The 17353-nt window shown below is 37.8% G+C and carries 14 protein-coding genes; 4 read left to right on the top strand and 10 right to left on the bottom strand.

Features of this window, described 5'->3' with window-relative positions; all coding sequences use genetic code 11:
• Positions 1-122 precede the first annotated feature (122 nt).
• Positions 123-2042: a cellulase family glycosylhydrolase gene (locus KQH97_RS02630; RefSeq protein ID WP_216552560.1), complete on the top strand. Its 1920-nt coding sequence runs from the start codon at positions 123-125 to the stop codon at positions 2040-2042.
• A gap of 322 nt (positions 2043-2364) precedes the next feature.
• Here the strand turns inward: KQH97_RS02630 and KQH97_RS02625 are convergent, their stop codons facing one another.
• Together KQH97_RS02625 and KQH97_RS08730 are read right to left on the bottom strand one after the other, a co-directional pair.
• The gene (locus tag KQH97_RS02625) at positions 2365-3693 is read right to left on the bottom strand and encodes an NYN domain-containing protein (protein WP_117957977.1); all 1329 of its coding nucleotides are present in this window, start codon (positions 3691-3693) and stop codon (positions 2365-2367) included.
• A 31-nt stretch (positions 3694-3724) separates the two neighbouring features.
• Positions 3725-3853: a hypothetical protein gene (locus tag KQH97_RS08730; protein WP_256321323.1), complete on the bottom strand. Its 129-nt coding sequence runs from the start codon at positions 3851-3853 to the stop codon at positions 3725-3727.
• Between the two features lie 185 nt (positions 3854-4038).
• On the opposite strand from KQH97_RS08730, the gene KQH97_RS02620 reads away from it, so the two are divergent.
• On the top strand, positions 4039-4293 hold the full coding sequence (locus KQH97_RS02620; RefSeq protein WP_117896348.1) for a DUF3795 domain-containing protein: 255 nt from the start codon (positions 4039-4041) through the stop codon (positions 4291-4293).
• 130 nt (positions 4294-4423) lie between these two features.
• Here KQH97_RS02620 and KQH97_RS02615 read toward each other — a convergent pair whose 3' ends face one another.
• The 6 genes from KQH97_RS02615 to KQH97_RS02590 all read right to left on the bottom strand — a co-directional run bounded on the left by KQH97_RS02615 (position 4424) and on the right by KQH97_RS02590 (position 10484).
• Entirely contained in the window at positions 4424-4849 is a 426-nt protein-coding gene (locus KQH97_RS02615; protein ID WP_216552558.1) for a hypothetical protein, read from the bottom strand.
• 15 nt (positions 4850-4864) lie between these two features.
• A complete protein-coding gene (locus KQH97_RS02610) occupies positions 4865-6346 on the bottom strand; it encodes a DNA methylase (protein ID WP_216552556.1) in 1482 nt (493 codons plus the stop codon).
• 189 nt (positions 6347-6535) lie between these two features.
• Positions 6536-7222, bottom strand: a complete 687-nt coding sequence (locus KQH97_RS02605; protein ID WP_138339209.1) for a metallophosphoesterase — start codon at positions 7220-7222, stop codon at positions 6536-6538.
• Positions 7200-8342: a hypothetical protein gene (locus KQH97_RS02600; protein ID WP_216552554.1), complete on the bottom strand. Its 1143-nt coding sequence runs from the start codon at positions 8340-8342 to the stop codon at positions 7200-7202. Before KQH97_RS02600 ends, KQH97_RS02605 begins: the two co-directional genes overlap by 23 nt.
• A gap of 11 nt (positions 8343-8353) precedes the next feature.
• Positions 8354-9637, bottom strand: a complete 1284-nt coding sequence (locus tag KQH97_RS02595) for a WYL domain-containing protein (RefSeq protein WP_216552552.1) — start codon at positions 9635-9637, stop codon at positions 8354-8356.
• Between the two features lie 70 nt (positions 9638-9707).
• On the bottom strand, positions 9708-10484 hold the full coding sequence (locus KQH97_RS02590; RefSeq protein ID WP_216552550.1) for a hypothetical protein: 777 nt from the start codon (positions 10482-10484) through the stop codon (positions 9708-9710).
• 531 nt (positions 10485-11015) lie between these two features.
• Here KQH97_RS02590 and KQH97_RS02585 point away from each other — a divergent pair.
• Positions 11016-11879 carry a transglutaminase-like domain-containing protein gene (locus KQH97_RS02585; RefSeq protein WP_216552549.1) on the top strand — a complete coding sequence of 288 codons (864 nt, stop codon included), beginning with the start codon at positions 11016-11018 and terminating at the stop codon, positions 11877-11879.
• Positions 11880-11935: 56 nt separating this feature from the next.
• Here the strand turns inward: KQH97_RS02585 and KQH97_RS02580 are convergent, their stop codons facing one another.
• Positions 11936-12829: a hypothetical protein gene (locus tag KQH97_RS02580; RefSeq protein ID WP_216552547.1), complete on the bottom strand. Its 894-nt coding sequence runs from the start codon at positions 12827-12829 to the stop codon at positions 11936-11938.
• Positions 12830-15084: 2255 nt separating this feature from the next.
• On the opposite strand from KQH97_RS02580, the gene KQH97_RS02575 reads away from it, so the two are divergent.
• Positions 15085-16179 (top strand): site-specific integrase, encoded by a 1095-nt coding sequence (locus KQH97_RS02575; protein WP_216552545.1) that lies wholly within the window; start codon positions 15085-15087, stop codon positions 16177-16179.
• An 87-nt stretch (positions 16180-16266) separates the two neighbouring features.
• Here KQH97_RS02575 and KQH97_RS02570 read toward each other — a convergent pair whose 3' ends face one another.
• A complete protein-coding gene (locus KQH97_RS02570; protein WP_216552543.1) occupies positions 16267-17343 on the bottom strand; it encodes a hypothetical protein in 1077 nt (358 codons plus the stop codon).
• Positions 17344-17353 lie beyond the last annotated feature (10 nt).

The following is a 17353-nucleotide window of genomic DNA, read 5'->3' as shown; positions in this document are numbered from 1 at the left end:
ATTATACTTTTAATAATATAATGTTTTACGTTGACAGAGTTAAGGCAGCAACGCACGAGGATAATACAGTGCTGCCTTAGAATACCGGTATAAAAAAAATAATTGTATAAGAGGAGCTTTTTATGGTACAGAACAAAACTTTTTCTGCAAAGGCATTACAGACTTTTGTTGCTGTAATGTTTGCCGTAATAACCTGCTTCGGTTTTATGACAACACCGACCGCAGAGGCGGCATCAGGATTTTATGTAAGCGGTACTAGTATCTATGACGCTAGCGGAAACAAGTTCGTTATGCGTGGCGTGAACATTGCTCATGCATGGTACACAGAGAAGACTGAAACTTCTATCAAGGGCGCTGCAAACAACGGCGCAAATACCGTAAGAGTCGTACTTGCAAACGGCTCAAAGTACGCAAAAACAAGCGCACAGGAAGTAAAGAACATCATAAGCTGGTGCAAGTCAAACAAGCTGATATGCATTCTTGAAGTACATGACGCAACAGGCAGCGACAGCACTTATGATCTTAACAAGTGCGTTGACTACTGGAAGGAAATGAAGAGCGTTCTCAGCGGTACTGAGAAATATGTTATCGTAAACATCGCAAATGAATGGTACGGCACATGGAACGGAAGTGCATGGGCTGACGGCTACAAGTCTGCTATCCGATCTGTAAGAAACGCAGGCATTACAAATATGCTTATGGTAGACTGTGCAGGCTGGGGACAGTATCCTGACAGCATCAAGGATTACGGTAAGTCTGTTTTCAACGCAGACTCACAGAAGAACACTGTATTCTCCATTCATATGTATGAATATGCAGGCGGAAACGCATCAACTGTAAGAAACAACATTGATAACGCACTCAACATCGGTGTGCCTGTTGTTATCGGCGAGTTCGGCGGTCAGCACACAAACGGCGACGTTGATGAGGCTACTATCATGAGCTACTGCACAAGCAAGGGCGTAGGCTATCTTGGCTGGTCATGGAAGGGCAACAACTCTGACATGAGCTACCTCGACATTGCAAACTCATGGGACGGCTCAAGCCTTTCTTCATGGGGAAATACACTTATCAACGGCTCAAACGGAATTAAGGCAACTTCTAAGACCTGCTCAGTTTACAGCGGTTCAGGAAGCTCTTCCGGCGGTTCTTCTTCAGGAACTTCAACAGATTCTAACGGCGGAGTTCTCGGACTTGACGGAACATATTACATCAAGAGCGCACTCAGCGGCAAGTATCTTGACGTATACAAGGCAAAGGCTGACAACGGCACAAACGTTCAGCAGTACAGAGGTACAGGCGGAAACAATCAGAAATTCAAGCTTGTAAGCGACGGAAACGGCTATTACACTATTTACACAGGTGCATCAAATTACAAAAGCTGTCTTGACGTATACAACTGGAGCAGGGACAATGGTGCTAACATCAACCAGTGGCAGTATCACGGCGGTGACTGTCAGAAATTCCAGCTTGTAAAGATCGGCGACGCTTATGCTATCAAGACAAAGATTTCAGACTGCTACTCATGCCTTGACGTTTACGAACAGAACACAGCTGACGGAGCAAACATTAACCAGTGGAGCTACTGGGGCGGAAAGTGCCAGCTTTGGTATCTTGAATCAACATCAGGTTCTTCCTCATCTTCATCTTCTTCAAGCAGCTCAAGCAGCAATTACAAATCGATCTTCTGGGGTTCTTCAACTGCTTCAGCATGGGGTCAGGCTGTTTCAGCAATGACTTCAAAGAATGGCGGAAGCTTCAACGCATATGACATTCAGTCAAACGGCTACTTCTACGTTGAATACTCAGGAACACAGAATCAGGTAGAATTTGTTCTTCAGAGCTGGTCAGGCGGAGCAGAGTGGGCAAAGGTTTCACCAAGCGAAACAGGCACAGCAAACGGACACTACTACGCAAAGTATTCTTACAACAACTGCAAGTCAGCATTCGGCACTTCCGATTTCGGCGGAAAGCTGGATCAGATCCATGTAGGTGCAGCAAACGGCACAGTAACGATCTACTCTGTATGCTACTGCTGGTGATCTAAGATTTTTTTCAGACTTCATACTGTTTCACAGCGGTATGAAGTCTTTTTTATGCAAAAAAAGTTTTAACTGTACCTTTGATTTTCTTCCTTCAAAAAACAAAAAAAATCAGAGCCTACTGTTATTTATGAGTTGCCTATACGGATCGGTCGCTTTAAAATATCAGATGACAGCTATGAAGTAATTGCTACAAATTTATCTGAAGATCTTTTTTCCTCTGATGACCTTAAATACACCGTGGGGCTTAGATATTTTCACGCAATTTTATTTCTTGATTTTATTAGCTTAATGATATTGATAGAAAGCCATGCGAGTTTTCTTAGATTGTTTGGATCTCTATCACGAATTTTCCTTCGGAGTTCACCTTCAGACGCAATGTCTTGACATATCTATTGCAAAAGTTCTCCATTTCTTTCATGGTAGCGGTCACTTTTGTGGCTTCATATATCTTGTGAGTAAGCTCCAGAGGGTTCTCTCCAATGAGTGAGGGCAAATGCTTTTCAAGCTCTGCAAAGAGTACGGCACGTTTCAACTCCTCCGTGCCTGCGGTGCAGAAATCATCAATGGCACAATAATAGATGCCGTGCTGTGCGAGGGCGTTCTTGATCGCCGTTCCACACTTCTCGTATTCGTACATAACGAGAAACTTTGCTTTCGGCAGGCTCTCGATAAGTCCCCAAAAGTCCGAATCACTTGACACAATAATAAAAGATGTTATCCCGTCACGGTAGAAGTCCGTGACTACGCTTGCGGTCATTCGCACATCGACCAGTGACTTTCTGTCTGTCACTCGGTCGATCTCTATATGTTCAACGGGTATCTGCGTGAATTTAGAGAGCCAATCCCAGCCTGCGGTAGTGTTCGGATCGTCATATAGCGTGATCTTCTCGATCTTAGCAAGCTCTTCCTGATTCAGACCTTTCAGAACACTATAAAGCTTGTATGGATCAGAGTTCTCACAATCGACAGCTATAGCTGTTTTCTCGGTGCTGTCGATAAAATTATAGATATTGTTTCGTGTTTCATCATCTGCGTCCCGATATTTCGTATAATCGGTGAAGCTGTCATTATGCTGACCGTAGATGATTTTCAAAAACTTACGGTCGGAATAGATGATGCTCCCGACTTCGGCAGGTTGCCAGTGAATATACATCTGAAATGGGTAATGTTCGATATTCGCCATATATTTATTGAACTCGGCTTTCATTACACCGTTCTTATTGTATTTCGGGACAAAGAACAGATCTCTGATATACTCCCAATTCAGCCAATCGTAGAAAAGTTGAGAGCATTTGTCGATATTTTCATTGATGAGCCTTGTAAACTCCTGCATATACTTCTCTGAACGGCAATTCGCTTGGATAATGGTAAATCCCCATTTTTCAAGCTGTTTGATATTATCTGTATCGTACCATTCTATGTTATGCAAATTTTTGAGCTGATACCGCATAAGATCATCGGTCTTTTTGAACTTCTGCATCAGTACTGTTCGCAGCTTACATAAATATCTTATCGTAGTGGCGTCCTTATCGGCTTGGAGCTTCTCGATAAGCTCGGAACATTCACCGTAACTCACGGTCAGAGCTGACATTCGGACGCCTATCATATAGGCTATAGTAGTAACTACCTCTTTTGTATCAACGGTCAAGTAAAACCCTCCTATTCATTTAATATGATCATCAATTGCCGTCATTATCCTGTTGAGCCGATTTTATCATGGTCTTGCTGATAGAGATTTCTGCGCTCTCCACCCGTTTGATTTTCTTGTATAATACACAGTTTACTAATTCTTCGTTTTCGTTATCCATTGCGATTCACCTCCGCTCTGCCCTATATCCTGATTATAGCACAACTGGCGGTATATTGCAATGAAAAAAGGCGTGAAAAAAAGTGCAGAGATTGACTTTTTCGGGGCTGTTTGGTATAATGAGTATAATTGAGATGTAATACGGTTTTCTCGCTTAAATCGGAATTTGTGGGAGGTGAGATTGATATGTCAAATTATAGCAGTTGCGGTATCGATTGTGATTCTTGTAGATTTAAAACAGAGCAAAATTGTACGGGATGCTACGTGCATAAGGGACAGCCATTTTGGGGCACTTGTGAGATTTATGCATGTGCTGCAAGCCAAGTTCTACCTCATTGTGGAAAGTGTTGTGATTTCCCTTGTGAAAAACTGATAGAGGCACACAAGGGAGAAAATCCAGATGGAAATGGCATTGAAATTGATAATCTAAGAAAGCTTTAAATTCTGATTTAGCTTAGTAACTGAATATACCCAAACACGGATAACCGTCCTCATCAGACGGCTATCCGTTTCTTATTCCGCATTTTCACAAAAAAAGAATGCAAAAACATTACGGCAAATAATGTTTATTCTACTGTATTTCCCCTCTCTCCTCCACAAACTCCACCAAACACATATCCTCCACAGCTATCCTAGTCTTGTCCATAAAAACAAGCTCATTAGTATAGCTGTCATAAATTCTCACTATGCCTGTCTTGGTCTGATAACTGCCACCACTTTTTCTCTTATCGGGAACAAAATATGTCACCCTTATCTCAGGGCGTTCATCAAGCATATCAAGCAGGCGTTTGAGATCGTCATTGAGCTTGTTTACCTCGTCCTCGGTCAGCTCCTCCCTGATTTCGGTGTATCTTGCGGTTTCATCAACAGCGGCGTCATAGCCTGTCAAGGCTGCAAAAGGGCTGAACTGCGCCGCCCTGTCCGATATAGACATTTGCGGATGATCGTCATAGTGCGGACGTGAAAACTGCTTTATATCATAATAATTGTCATACATTGTAAACCCCACCTTTCATGCCTTGTGACCGCCTATACTGCGGTTGCGCTCTCTTGCCGTAGCTCCCTCGGTATAGTTCGTGCCTTTCAAAATGGCATTTTTCCCATATTTGTGCTTTATCAAGAGCATTGCTTCCTGCAATGCCCTTTCTTTTTCTTCTGCGTTGTTATCAGCATTTGCCGCTTCCGCCATATCAAACAAGCTTATCTGCTCATAGCTCTCAACTTCGGGGATATCCTCTTCTCTTATGACATTACAGGCGGTCAGATTAAGCCGTCTTGCAAGCAAAGTCTTGTCGATAATTCTGTCAAAAAGCGACATGGCCGCATCTGTTATTTTTCTGGTCGAGGAAGTGTGCCTGCCTAGATTTTGAGTGCCATGGGCGTGCTTTGGTATCTTCCTGCCATAGTGGTCGCAAACCACCTCGCCCGTATAGTGACCGTCCGCCAAGCTTTCTTTATCATACCCCACAGTGAGAACGATCTGATTTGTTACAACGCCCTTATCCACAAGATCAAGTGACAGCATATCAGCCATTTCCCACAGAATAAGCCTTGTGCGCTCATAATTACACGGCTCTTGCAAGACCTGTCCAGAGGAAATGCTGTTGTTTGAGGGGCGGTATGACTTCACGTCAGGTATAGCGGTAGGCTCAATACCCCATGCGTGGTCGATAAGAAGCTCGGTATTTTTGCCGAAAACCTTGTAAAGCTTCCCTATAAGATAATGGTCCAGCGACCAGCGTGAGATATCCCCCATGGTGTAAATACCAAGCTTTTCAAGGCGGCTCGCTGTGCCTGCGCCCACACGCCAAAAGTCCGTGATAGGGGTATGCCCCCACAGCGTTTCTTTGTAAAGCTGTTCGTTCAGCTCTGCGATACGGACGCCGTTTTTATCCGCAGGGATATGCTTTGCCACAATATCCATTGCCACCTTGCACAGATACATATTCGTTCCAACGCCTGCTGTGGCGGTTATACCTGTAGTTTTCAGCACATCCAAAATGAGCATTTGTGCAAAGCCACGTCCGTCAACGTTATAAAGCCCGAGATAGCCCGTTGCATCAATAAAGACCTCGTCGATAGAATAGGCGAAAATATCCTCTGGTGACACATATTTCAGATAAATCCCGTATATTTTTGCACTCACAGCCAAATATTTCGCCATTTGCGGAGTTGCCACGATATAATCAAGCTCACATGCAGGGTCGGATAGCTCCGAATATATATAGCTTTTCTTTGCAAACTGTCTTTTAGGAGCTTTCTGCAAACGCTCCTTATTGACCTGCCCCACACGCTGAATGACCTCAAAAAGCCTTGCCCTGCCTGAAATACCAAAGCTTTTCAGTGACGGTGACACTGCAAGACATATAGTTTTCTCCGTTCGGCTCTCATCAGCCACCACAAGGTTTGTATTCAGCGGGTCGAGCTGCCTTTCCACGCACTCCACCGAAGCATAAAAAGATTTCAGGTCTATTGCAACATAGGTCTTTTCCATAGCATCACCGCCTTTTTCCTTTATGTATAATAGTATACCACGAAATTTTCTGTTTTACAATAGAAAATCGAACAAAAGTTCTGAATTTTTAATTAACTCTTTTCATGGCAGTTGACAAAGAAAAAACGTCCCCGAGGAAAACTTGGGGACGTTAGTGTTATATTGGGTTTTAAGACGGCATACAATAATCTACCAAGCTTCACTGTCATAAGGCTCAATAGGAATATTGTAATTCTCTGTTACCTTATAATACTTATCAGTGTCAGTGTCTACCATAAGAACATTTATATCTCCTGTGCTGAGCACATCTCCGTCAATGTAGTAGTGACTCGCTCCGTCATAGTAGATATCGTTAAATCTGCGGTCGCCTGAAATCGTGTTGGTATGGACATGCCCTGCCACCACCTTTTTGTCAAGTCCGTGTATCTTGCCAAGCCGGTGAGGATACTGCTCTGTAAAAATATAATCCTCGGTGCAGTATTCCCAAGCATTGCCCGAATCCTCGTCAATGCCTGCGTGGACAAAGATAGTGTTGCCCTCAACATGATATCTCGGCAGACGTTCAAACCAATATCTATACGAGTCATCAGCGTCATCATATTCGCCGCTGCCTAGCATTTCATTGACCGAAGAAAAACCGCTCATCACCATTTCCTCGTGATTGCCAAGAAGCGCCACCACCTTCCTATGACCATATATATTCTGCAAGCCCATTATCTTTTTAAGCACAGCTATATTGTCCTCACCGCCGTGGATATAATCTCCCAGAAAGATAAGCTTTGTGTCAGGCTCGTCAAGGTGGTCAATGACAAGCTCCAAAGCGTCGCAAAGTGCTGAATAACATCCGTGGATATCACTCATGCAGTATATTTTCATGCTTTTCTCCTTTTGTATCATTAGTTTGCTTGTATTTAGCTATCAGTTTTTCCATGTCCTCAGATCTTGTTTTGACCATACGCATAACCAGGTCGAGCATTGCTTTTAGCTTATCTTCTTCTAGCCCTTTGAGAACGTTCTTTTCATAATTTAAGTAATCTTTTTTAAAAGGCTTTCCAGTAAGAATATTTATCGGCATATACTCTTTTTTGCCATTTTTATTTATCTCCTTTACAAAACCGTTAAACAGAAAAAAGTCTACATAGTCCTCGAAGCTGTCAAAGAAGCCAAACCATGTTTGAGCGTCTAAATTATCATAATAACGGAAAAGAATATCTCCGCTATATTTAAAATTCTTTTTATCGTCCAATTCTCTATACTCAAAGTAATGCTTTATTTCCAGCAAAGTTAAGTCAACCCTATCTTCAATATAGCCTATATTATTATCTTTGTTATTGTCTTTATTATCATTTTTTCCATTACCCCTATTCATATTGTATGCTTTATACCAACTCTCAGGCCAAAGAAAAGAGCCGCCAATGGTTCTTGTTGTATAAACATAATTTGCAAGAAATTCAGCTATTGCATCTTGGTCTGATTTATTTTTCTGCTTGTCTGATTTATTTTTCTGCTTATCTAATTTATTTTTCTGCATTTCAAGATATCGGCTCAACGGATAATTATTCCTAAAATATATCCATGGGACTGCACTGAAACCAAGCTGGTCTGAGTGTACTGTAAAGTGTTGTTTGTTACCATATTTGTCTTTATAATACACAGTTATCATGCCGTAGGGAGCTTCATTTGCTTCAAATGACAAAATTTTATTATTTTTCCGACTTATTCTTGACGCATTAAGAAAATTTGACAGGGCACTATAAAAATCTGTATTTTCCTTACCGTCAGGGTCAATATACAATTTGTATGACCTCTCACTTTTATTCTTTATCATTTTACCATTACTTCCGAGTTCCGACACTAGCTTGTTATACTCTTTTTCAGCGTCCCCTTTATTTTCGTATGTTTTATAATTCGTTGAAAGTAAACCTACCAGATACGCCTTATAGTTTTTTCTGTAATTTTCTGGCTCATACAATGTTATTTCCTCTTTAGTTTTCATACAAATTCCTCCTAAACATTCATATTATACTTTTTACAGAGTTCTTCAACTCGCTCTTTTATGCTCTTGACCACATTTTCAGGTCCTAGCACCTCCACCTTGTCTGAATATTGCAAAGCCCAATTTACTATGCCGTATGGGCTTGTCCTTACTTCAACTATCTCAAAATCCGTCTGATTTTTAGGGAACTTGTGTTCCTTTTTATACGCCTCTGTTGTTATCTTATAATCCTCGCCAAAGCTGTCATGGATAAAAGTAAGATTGTTCGTTCCTGTTTTATATGGATTTCTCACTTTCAAGGTAACAGTTGAGGGGGCGTCATAGCTCATGCCAAGATGATTGTTCTTAAAACGCTCGTAACTGCTCCCTTGAACGGCATTATTGACCTTATCTGCACCTGTTGCCGCCGCAAAGCTTTTGCCTATCTTTCTTATTTTGATATCCGACATAAGGTCGATTCGATATATACAAAGCTGCTTTTTGCCCTCTGTATATCTCGGTTTGTCGCTTTCAAAACATCCGAGCATATAAAATCTGCCCTTATCGGCAACAATAAAATGCGGGCTTACAAAAGTGTCCTTGCGTTTTGTCAAAACAGGTTTGAGTATATATTGGCTGGCTTTCAGGTCATATTCTGTGGTATAATAATTGAACTTAAAGGCTATCTGCTGCCTGTTGCTGATTGCCTGCTGGATAGTATTCAGATTCTCTCTTAGCCCATGAGAATCTGTATTTTCGGTGTTGTATATGGGACAGGTATACTCCTTATAATGGCTTGAAGCAAGCTCGGTTTTTATACGCTCAACTAGGTCAGGCTTTTTATCCTCGTCTATCGCCTTTGACATTTTCACGGCATTTATAAGATCAGTGACTTCGCTTTTGGAAAATGGGTGATTGTAGTATATACCTCTCACAGAGTTTATTTTCTCCGCAAGTGTCAGTTCGTCATCATCGTCATCAAAATACTCGTCGCTTTCATATTCCTTGATAAGTGCGTCTATTGAGTCGAACATCAATCTACAGTCACGTCTTTCATTCAAAGTCACGCCGTCGGCGGAATCGAGGGCTATCGCCATGTTCACCATTTTGTTGTGAAATGTGCTTTTGGTACCAAGATATTCGCTTATTTCCTCCACCTTGCGCATTTGCGTCTGACTTGTGGGATTGTCCACATCTGTATTATTTTTCAGATACCCCAGAATCGCAAACAACGACTCTATGATATCCTTATTGCTCTTTCTATGCCCCTCTTTCAGGTTTTCAAGCTTATCTTTTATATTTTCCTTTTCTGCCATAGTTCGCCCTCCTATAACAATTATCTCTATAATTATATTGTATCACAGGGAATATATTCCTGTCAATCAGCTATGCCACACGAATTATAGTATTTGAAATTATCTTGAAAAAAATATCTCCTTTCTCGCTTGTTTCAGGAGTTATACTGTTATAAACAAAGGCTGAAACACAGCCGTCTATACCGTCGCCTTTCGTATCAAGGCACTCACGCTCGGCTTTCCAATCGTTTTTGTACGGACTAACATAAAGCACTGCATTGCCACCTATGATAGCATATGGATAACACTTATCCTCACGATACTTCTGAAACTCATCAAACGCCGCCAGAGCCTCTGCTTCCGCTTTTGTGAGCTTCTTTCTGTTTATTCTTCCACTCCCCATTCTGTCTGTCATGAATTTCATGCGCTTTTTGCTTTCTTCCACAAGCTCTTTTTTAGTTGCAAGAACTAGCTTATCATCGCATGAGTACTGCTCATCGCCCTGCCATATCATAGCCTTTTTGTCATATGTAAAATCTATTGGCAGGACAAAGAACACCAGATTTTTGCCTCTGTATGCAAATCTGTCTATCTCAGCTATAGCCCTTTTTCTTGTAGGATAAACGCCTCCGCACATACACAATCTATCATACTTTCTGCCGTCTTTTTTATTGTATGCCTCTACTTTCCACTTTCTTGCGTCAGCGTCACAGTACATAGAATAATCATCATATATCACCGTCTTTTTGCCCTCCTCGATCATGATGACCTGTGTACCCTTTCTTTGCTCGTCAAATGGTGGAATGTTATCTGACAATGCCAATCTCTCAATGACCTCTGTGTTAAAAATCTTTGTGTTCTTTTTCATAGCCTTACCTCCGTATCAACTCTGTCTTGACCTTATGTGCTTATTATAGCACCTTTAAGGTTCTGTTTACTGTTCCAAAATGGTCTGTAATGTGTTTTTTTGATTTTATTCCCTTTTCAAGCTTCTGTATATATTATAGCACCCACTTAGTACAGTTTACCGAACCAATTCGGCACAATTATGATATATTCTTTTTTTCTTATATTTTTTTGGCGAGATTTTTTATGTTGTGATTTTTATTAATAAGTAAGTTTCATTCTTGATATAAGGAGAAAAGAATGATATAATGAATATAATCAAAGTTTTCAGTTAAACGGCTCAGATGCCAAAATTTGAGCAATAGTTAATGCTAAAATTCCTGAAATCTAAATAAAAAAGCCCAAGAATACGATCAAAAAAAATCGCATCTGTGAACTTTTCAAAATTTTAACATGGATAGTATAAAGAACTTTGATAATTGCTAAATAGTTTAAAATTGTGGATGAGTATGATATAATAATGCTGACAAAAAATATTAAAGGGGATAGGGCCATGATTTTAAGAATCATATTTGCAGTAAGCGTAGGAGTTGTTTTCGGCTCTATTTGCGGGCTAATCTTCAAAATGCTTAATAAAAGGGTTAAAAAACCTGTTCCTGACGAAAGCCGTATTGATATTCTAAGAAGATACAGCGACTATGAACGTCAACAGGAAATACAAAAACATTCTATGAAAATGGTGCTGAACAGACCTGCTCCTGAGATATTAGACAAGTATAATTACCGCTCATATTGTGCAGCTGACCTGGAAAACAAAGATGCGCTAGTGTTTTCAATGCTGGATTTTGTATGTGATAACTTTAGTCACACAGGTGACGCAGTGTTACAGTCGGATCATAGCATTACGGGTGTAATAAAAAGCTGCGAAAAGAATGGGCTAAAAACCAACTGTAGGGGCTTGTCTATTATCCTTGCGGAAGCCCTCAGAATGAATGGCATAAAAGCAAGGATAGTGACTTGCAAGCCCTATGAAGAGCCGTTTGTGGATTGTCATGTTGTGGTGGATTGCCTTATGCCCTCCGGTACAAGAATAATGCTCGACCCGACTTATCGGCTTTATCTGACCAATGACAATGGAAAATACATTTCGTTGGCAAAACTGCGTGAGGGGATAATTGCAGGACGGACTTTTCATCACAATGTAAAGGCTTCATATAATGGTGTGGACTTCAACTATCATGACTATATCGAATATATGACGAAGAATGTGTTTCGTTTTAACACGAACTATAACCAAGATGACACGGATTATGTTTTCTCGGAGATAGAATTGGTGCCTAAAGGTTATACGACCAAGGGCTATTCAAAGGTCATACAGTTTACAACGGATAGAGATTATTTTTGGGGTATGGGGTAGGGTTTATTTTTTCATCAATATGTTGGTACAAAATCCAGCCTTTTTGTACCAACCAATCATTTATCCTCAAACTCACTAATATCCTCATCAAACACAAGATAAGCCGAACACTCATTGTTATTTATCATATCTTTTATGTCTTTCAAAGCTTCAGCGTTTTTTATTCTTTCTTTTTTAGAAAAATCCTGCTGGAGCTTTATTATATCCTCCATATCCTCACAAGATAAAAGCTTAATATCATTTCTTCTATCCAGCATACCATACGTACACTTTGTTTTTGATATCTTATTTATCTTTTGCTTTATAAGCTTCATTTCCGGATCACTTGTCCAAGTAACAGAGTGCTTATGATCATATTGATGATTTATTTCACAGCCGCAGTAGTCGCATTTTAATTTTTTATCTACATACAGCGTAAGACGTTCACCGCCAAAAAGAAGAACATTCTTTGATTCTTTTATTGTGCTTATGCATTTAAGAAACATTCTAAAGGCTATACTGCCGGTCAAGACACCATAAGCTAAAATAAAACAAATTCGTTCTGCTTTTAATGCCACAAATAAGATACCTAATATTGAGCATATAACTAAAATGCTCTTGTGTATCCTATCAAAGTCTGGTCTTTCAACAAGTTCCATTTTTACAGACGTTACCCTTGCTCTTATCCTGCTGCCAGGGTGTGTCATTTTATAATCATACATTCTATATATATCAAAAGTATGCCAAGAGTGTTGTTCCTCAAAATATATTCGGATATCATCTATTTCTCTGTCACTTAAAGTTATCTCGGTGGTTTCGCCCTCTTTTATACCAATATCTCTCCGCAGTAACTCTGGAACGACCTTTACAGGTGTTTGTTCAATACTTACTCTTTCCCACCCGATATCCTTTCCACACTCACTGCATATTATCGGCTCTTCTGCCCACATTGTTAAACAATAATTGTTCATTCAAAAATCCCTTTCTTTATATAATGTTTACTTCATTACATTTTGACATTTATTTGCCAAATATATTGTATCACACATCAAAACGATCTGTCAAATTTAAAAGCGAACAAATTTGGACAGTTGCACTTTTGTATAATACACATTCCTTAAAGTATACAGATTTCTGGAATATAACAAAAAGAGAATTAATTAAAAAGGCGCAAAAAGTGATATTTGAAGATAGCCAAGAATTCTTGCAAATGCTTTTTGACATAGCAAAAAAAGAAAGCATATATATTTATCAACGAAAGGTACCCAGAAAAAGATACAAGCAGCACCACGACAGATCACCATAACACTGTTTATAATTATAAATAAAATTGTATTACTTGATATATTTGTTCAACTTATAAGATAAGAAAATAAATGACATATTATATATTCAAAATTAAGAAGATATATCGTTTTAACGCAAATAATAGTTGTTTATTTTCTATATCACGTTTGCCTTAAAAAAGCAATAGCTCAAGTTGTTTTAAAGATAAAATCAGCTTTTTATACAAATGCGCAAACATTTAATTGGTAATATTACTGCAAAGCTTGAAGATAACGCATTATAAAATAACAAGTTTTTATTTATATAAACATAAAGCTGTAATACGTAAGCAAATAAATAAGAAATAAGGATAAGTGGTTCAGTTTTATTTGATCATACATACTCAGTATGTTTGCTTATTCTTGTTATAAGATAAAATAAGAAGAATAAGCTACTCATTATAATATATAAGAAGAAAGCACCGCTTATATTACAAAGGAAGAAGATATATCGTTTAAATGCAAATAATAGTTGTTTATTTTCTGTATCACGTTTGCCCTAAAAAAGCAATAGCTCAAGAAGTTTTAAAGATAATGCATTAGAAAGCAACAAATTTTCATTTATATAAACATAAAACTATAATAAGTAAGCAAATAAATAAGAAATAAGGATAAGTGGTTCAGTTTTTATTGACAAAGCACCTATAATTAGCTGCAATATAAAAAAAGATGTAATTGACTTATATGTTATATCTATCTCTTTTCTTATACTGCTCATAATAAAATAATAAGTTACTCGGTATCTTTATTTATTCAAGCTTATAACAAAGATACTATCAATCGTGAAATTCGCTGTCTTTCTTATTATATAATGAGTGTTCAACTTAGATAGTTGATATTTTTCGCCAATCAGTTTATACATTATATCCAAATACGCTTATTATTCATTGTTGGAAATGCATAAACTTCAAATATAATTTTATTTTTTTGATAAAAGGCATTGACTTTTGAACAGAAATATGATAAGATAAAATTGTTAAAAGAAGTATAAGTTTAGAGTTTCTAAGTAATTTAGATGCTCTTTTTTTGTATCAAAAAATAGAGAGCTCACATTCGTAAAAAAAGAATGTGGGCTCTCTTTTTGCTTTTTCGTCGTGTTTGCGAAATATGACAAAAAATTCACCTCAGCAATTCCAGCAGGAAACATTTGTTGAAGTAAATTAAAACAATAAAAAATCTGAACATGCTCATGATCCATATTGTGGTATGTCAGCTCAACAAAAGTATTTTACATTAAAAAAAACAATATCTTTAATTTGAAATAATTCAGGCTATACTATTTGCTATTGATTTACGTAATATGAAATTGACAAGCTCAACGATACTAACAAGGAAATACTTGTTTAAAAAAGTCCAACATTGCATTCCTGATTTTCGGAAACGCAAAAAACAGTTTTGTAAAAAATATGTAGTTGAATAAACAGTTAAGACTAATAACGTCTTGTATAGCATATATGATCGTTTTTTATAATATTGGCATATATGAAACCTATTCCATTCAAAATCTAATAAAGGTCTATTCCATAGATCTTTATTATAAATGCACTGACCCACTTTGTTATAGTTTGCATTATAAATCATACGGTTTGTAGAAGCTTTTGGCATTTTACAAATTTATTAATAAAAAAATATAATACTCCCAAAATGGTTCCACTAATTGTTTTTTAGATCAATTAGTCTACCTGACCAGTAGCGCGAGGTTCGGCGTAAGAGAGCCACTAACACTATAAAGGTGTCCACTGAGTATGTCTTTCGAAAGACATACGTCTTCATTTGGTGGTCGGTCTATAATCCGATTCACTGGCCTTTGGTGCTGCTAAATAACACCTTTATACTGTTAGTATCAACCGCACTTGCCCCCACCCACACACAAATTAAGAACCATAAAAAGGAGTATTTCGATGAGCAAGTTTAAAATTGTAAATAGAATTATTGACGGTAAAAATGTAGAAGTAGAAATTGGTAACAACACGTTGCAGTATGTCTTAATAAATAGGCTAACTGGAATGCGCTCATTCGGTCAAAAGAAACACCGATTCAAGGTTTTAAAAAAGAGAAAGAAAGCTAAGGCTGTTAAGAGTCTAAAAAACAAAGGCTTTAAAGATGAAGAAATCAAAGAAATCTTGAAAGGAATAAACACTTTTAAATGGAAGATATTCTCTGAAGGCACTTTTAAAAGATATCTCGGTGTCTTAAAACAATACTGCAAATATCTTAATGCAAAGTTTCAAACAAGTCATTTAACAATGAATGAGGCTGTAAAATATATACAGGAGTACATTGATGTACGAGAAGCAAGGGGGTTATCAGCTAATACTCTCAACACTGATCTATCTGCGTTATGCAAGATTTTCGGTCAAAAAATAAGTGACTACAGACACCCTCCTCGCCATGGGGTTCATTTAAAGAATGATCCGACAAAATACAATACTGAAACGGGTGAAACAACTCGTGATGTTGGATTGACCACAGGTTTAAGGCGCCGTGAGCTTGGTAAGCTAAAAGTCGATGATATAAAATTCATTGACTGCGAGACAGTTCACATTTATAGTATTGGAAAAGGCGGTAAGCATAATCGTACTGTATTGAAAGGAATTGTCGCAGTGGCAAAGCTAAAAGAATATATTGGTCGTGCAGAGAAAATGAATAATGATTTCTTGTTGACCAAAGCAGAAGCACGCGTTCCAGATGCGCTCCACTATTGCAGAGCAATGTGCGCTCAGAATACATACTATGCCGTTTTGCAGGAAATGGAAAATGATCCTGCAAAGCGTGCAGAATACATTCAGAAAATCAAGGACGAGTTTAAACGCTGCGGTAGAAAACTCAAAGAGGATCTTAACAAACCTTATTGCCTCAGGGGATATAACAAAAAGGCGGCTGAATCTATAAACAAGCCAGTTGTCTACGATCGAGTAGCAGCAATGTATGTGAGCTTGTTCATACTCCACCACTTCCGTACAGATACTACTATCTTGCATTATTTGGTGAAATAACATCTTATATATGCAAAAAGCAAAGCCTGTTCATTATGGGCTTTGCTTTTTTATTATAATATTTTCGAAATTATCTCTAGCCAAATGTCAATCCCACTCATCATTTTTTATCAATTTCCTTGCATTTATAACACTTTGATACGCATCATTAAAGTCACTCATATCCCCATTGTATTCTAAACCATTTTCCTGAAAAAGTGGCTGGTTAAGTATAACATTTACATTATGCACTATTGATATCGTAAAAGCGATCTCACCTATTTCATCATGTGTAAATTTATTTAAAGATATTCTTCTGAAATGTATCAAGCTGTCTTTTTCTTTTATTAGATCAATAGTTTGCTGAACATAATTTCGCATTACCTTATCACACTCATAAAGCGCTTTTATTTGCAGGCTGATCATCTTCAATGTATTGTCAAGCATAGTTTTAGCTAATTTCAGCTTTTCAATTTCTTCATCGCATTTTTGAGAGAAAAGCCGTGCATTATCTACAAAAGATTTTGATGAAAAAACATTTTTAATACTATTTAAAGAAGCTAAAACCGAACAAGTGCAGGCTTCTAACAGATTTTCTACGTTACTTAGTTTTATTTCATCAATTCTTTCTTTGTATTCGTCTTTTTCTTTATTTTTCATTATATTAAGTATTTCTTTTCCATCATCATAAAGCTGTGCTAACTTATGTTCTGAAAAAAGGTCCTGAAGTAAATAGTTAAGATCACTGTTATCTCTATTTTGCTCTATTATTGTATAATTATTGATATAGATGTCAATGTTTGATAAATTTACGTCGATATTATTCAAACAAGTTTCTATCTCAGTTATCCAATTTGTTTCGCCAGAAATTGTACACTCAAAATTAGGAGACAACCTTTTTAACGCTTTGAAAAATCGTTTTTCTTCTTTTTTATATATAGATTTTCTAAGCTCAACAATATGCAATGCTTTTTCTTTTATAGTATCTAACGCTAATTGATAATCACTTTGTATCAGATCATATCGTTTTTGAGCCTCATCTATGATAGCTTTTGCCTTTTTCTTGAATACTCCAGATACTATATTTCCAATACCACCTACCACTACATTAGCAGCCGTAAATATTAAACCACCTATCAGAAAAATATTACTTTTTTCGTCATATTTGTTTTTATTAGTATCCATATCTCACATC

The organism is Ruminococcus sp. MSJ-25, from assembly GCF_018917825.1.
GTDB classification, from domain to species: Bacteria; Bacillota; Clostridia; order Oscillospirales; family Ruminococcaceae; genus Hominimerdicola; species Hominimerdicola aceti.
This window is presented reverse-complemented; position numbering and strand designations above follow the sequence as displayed.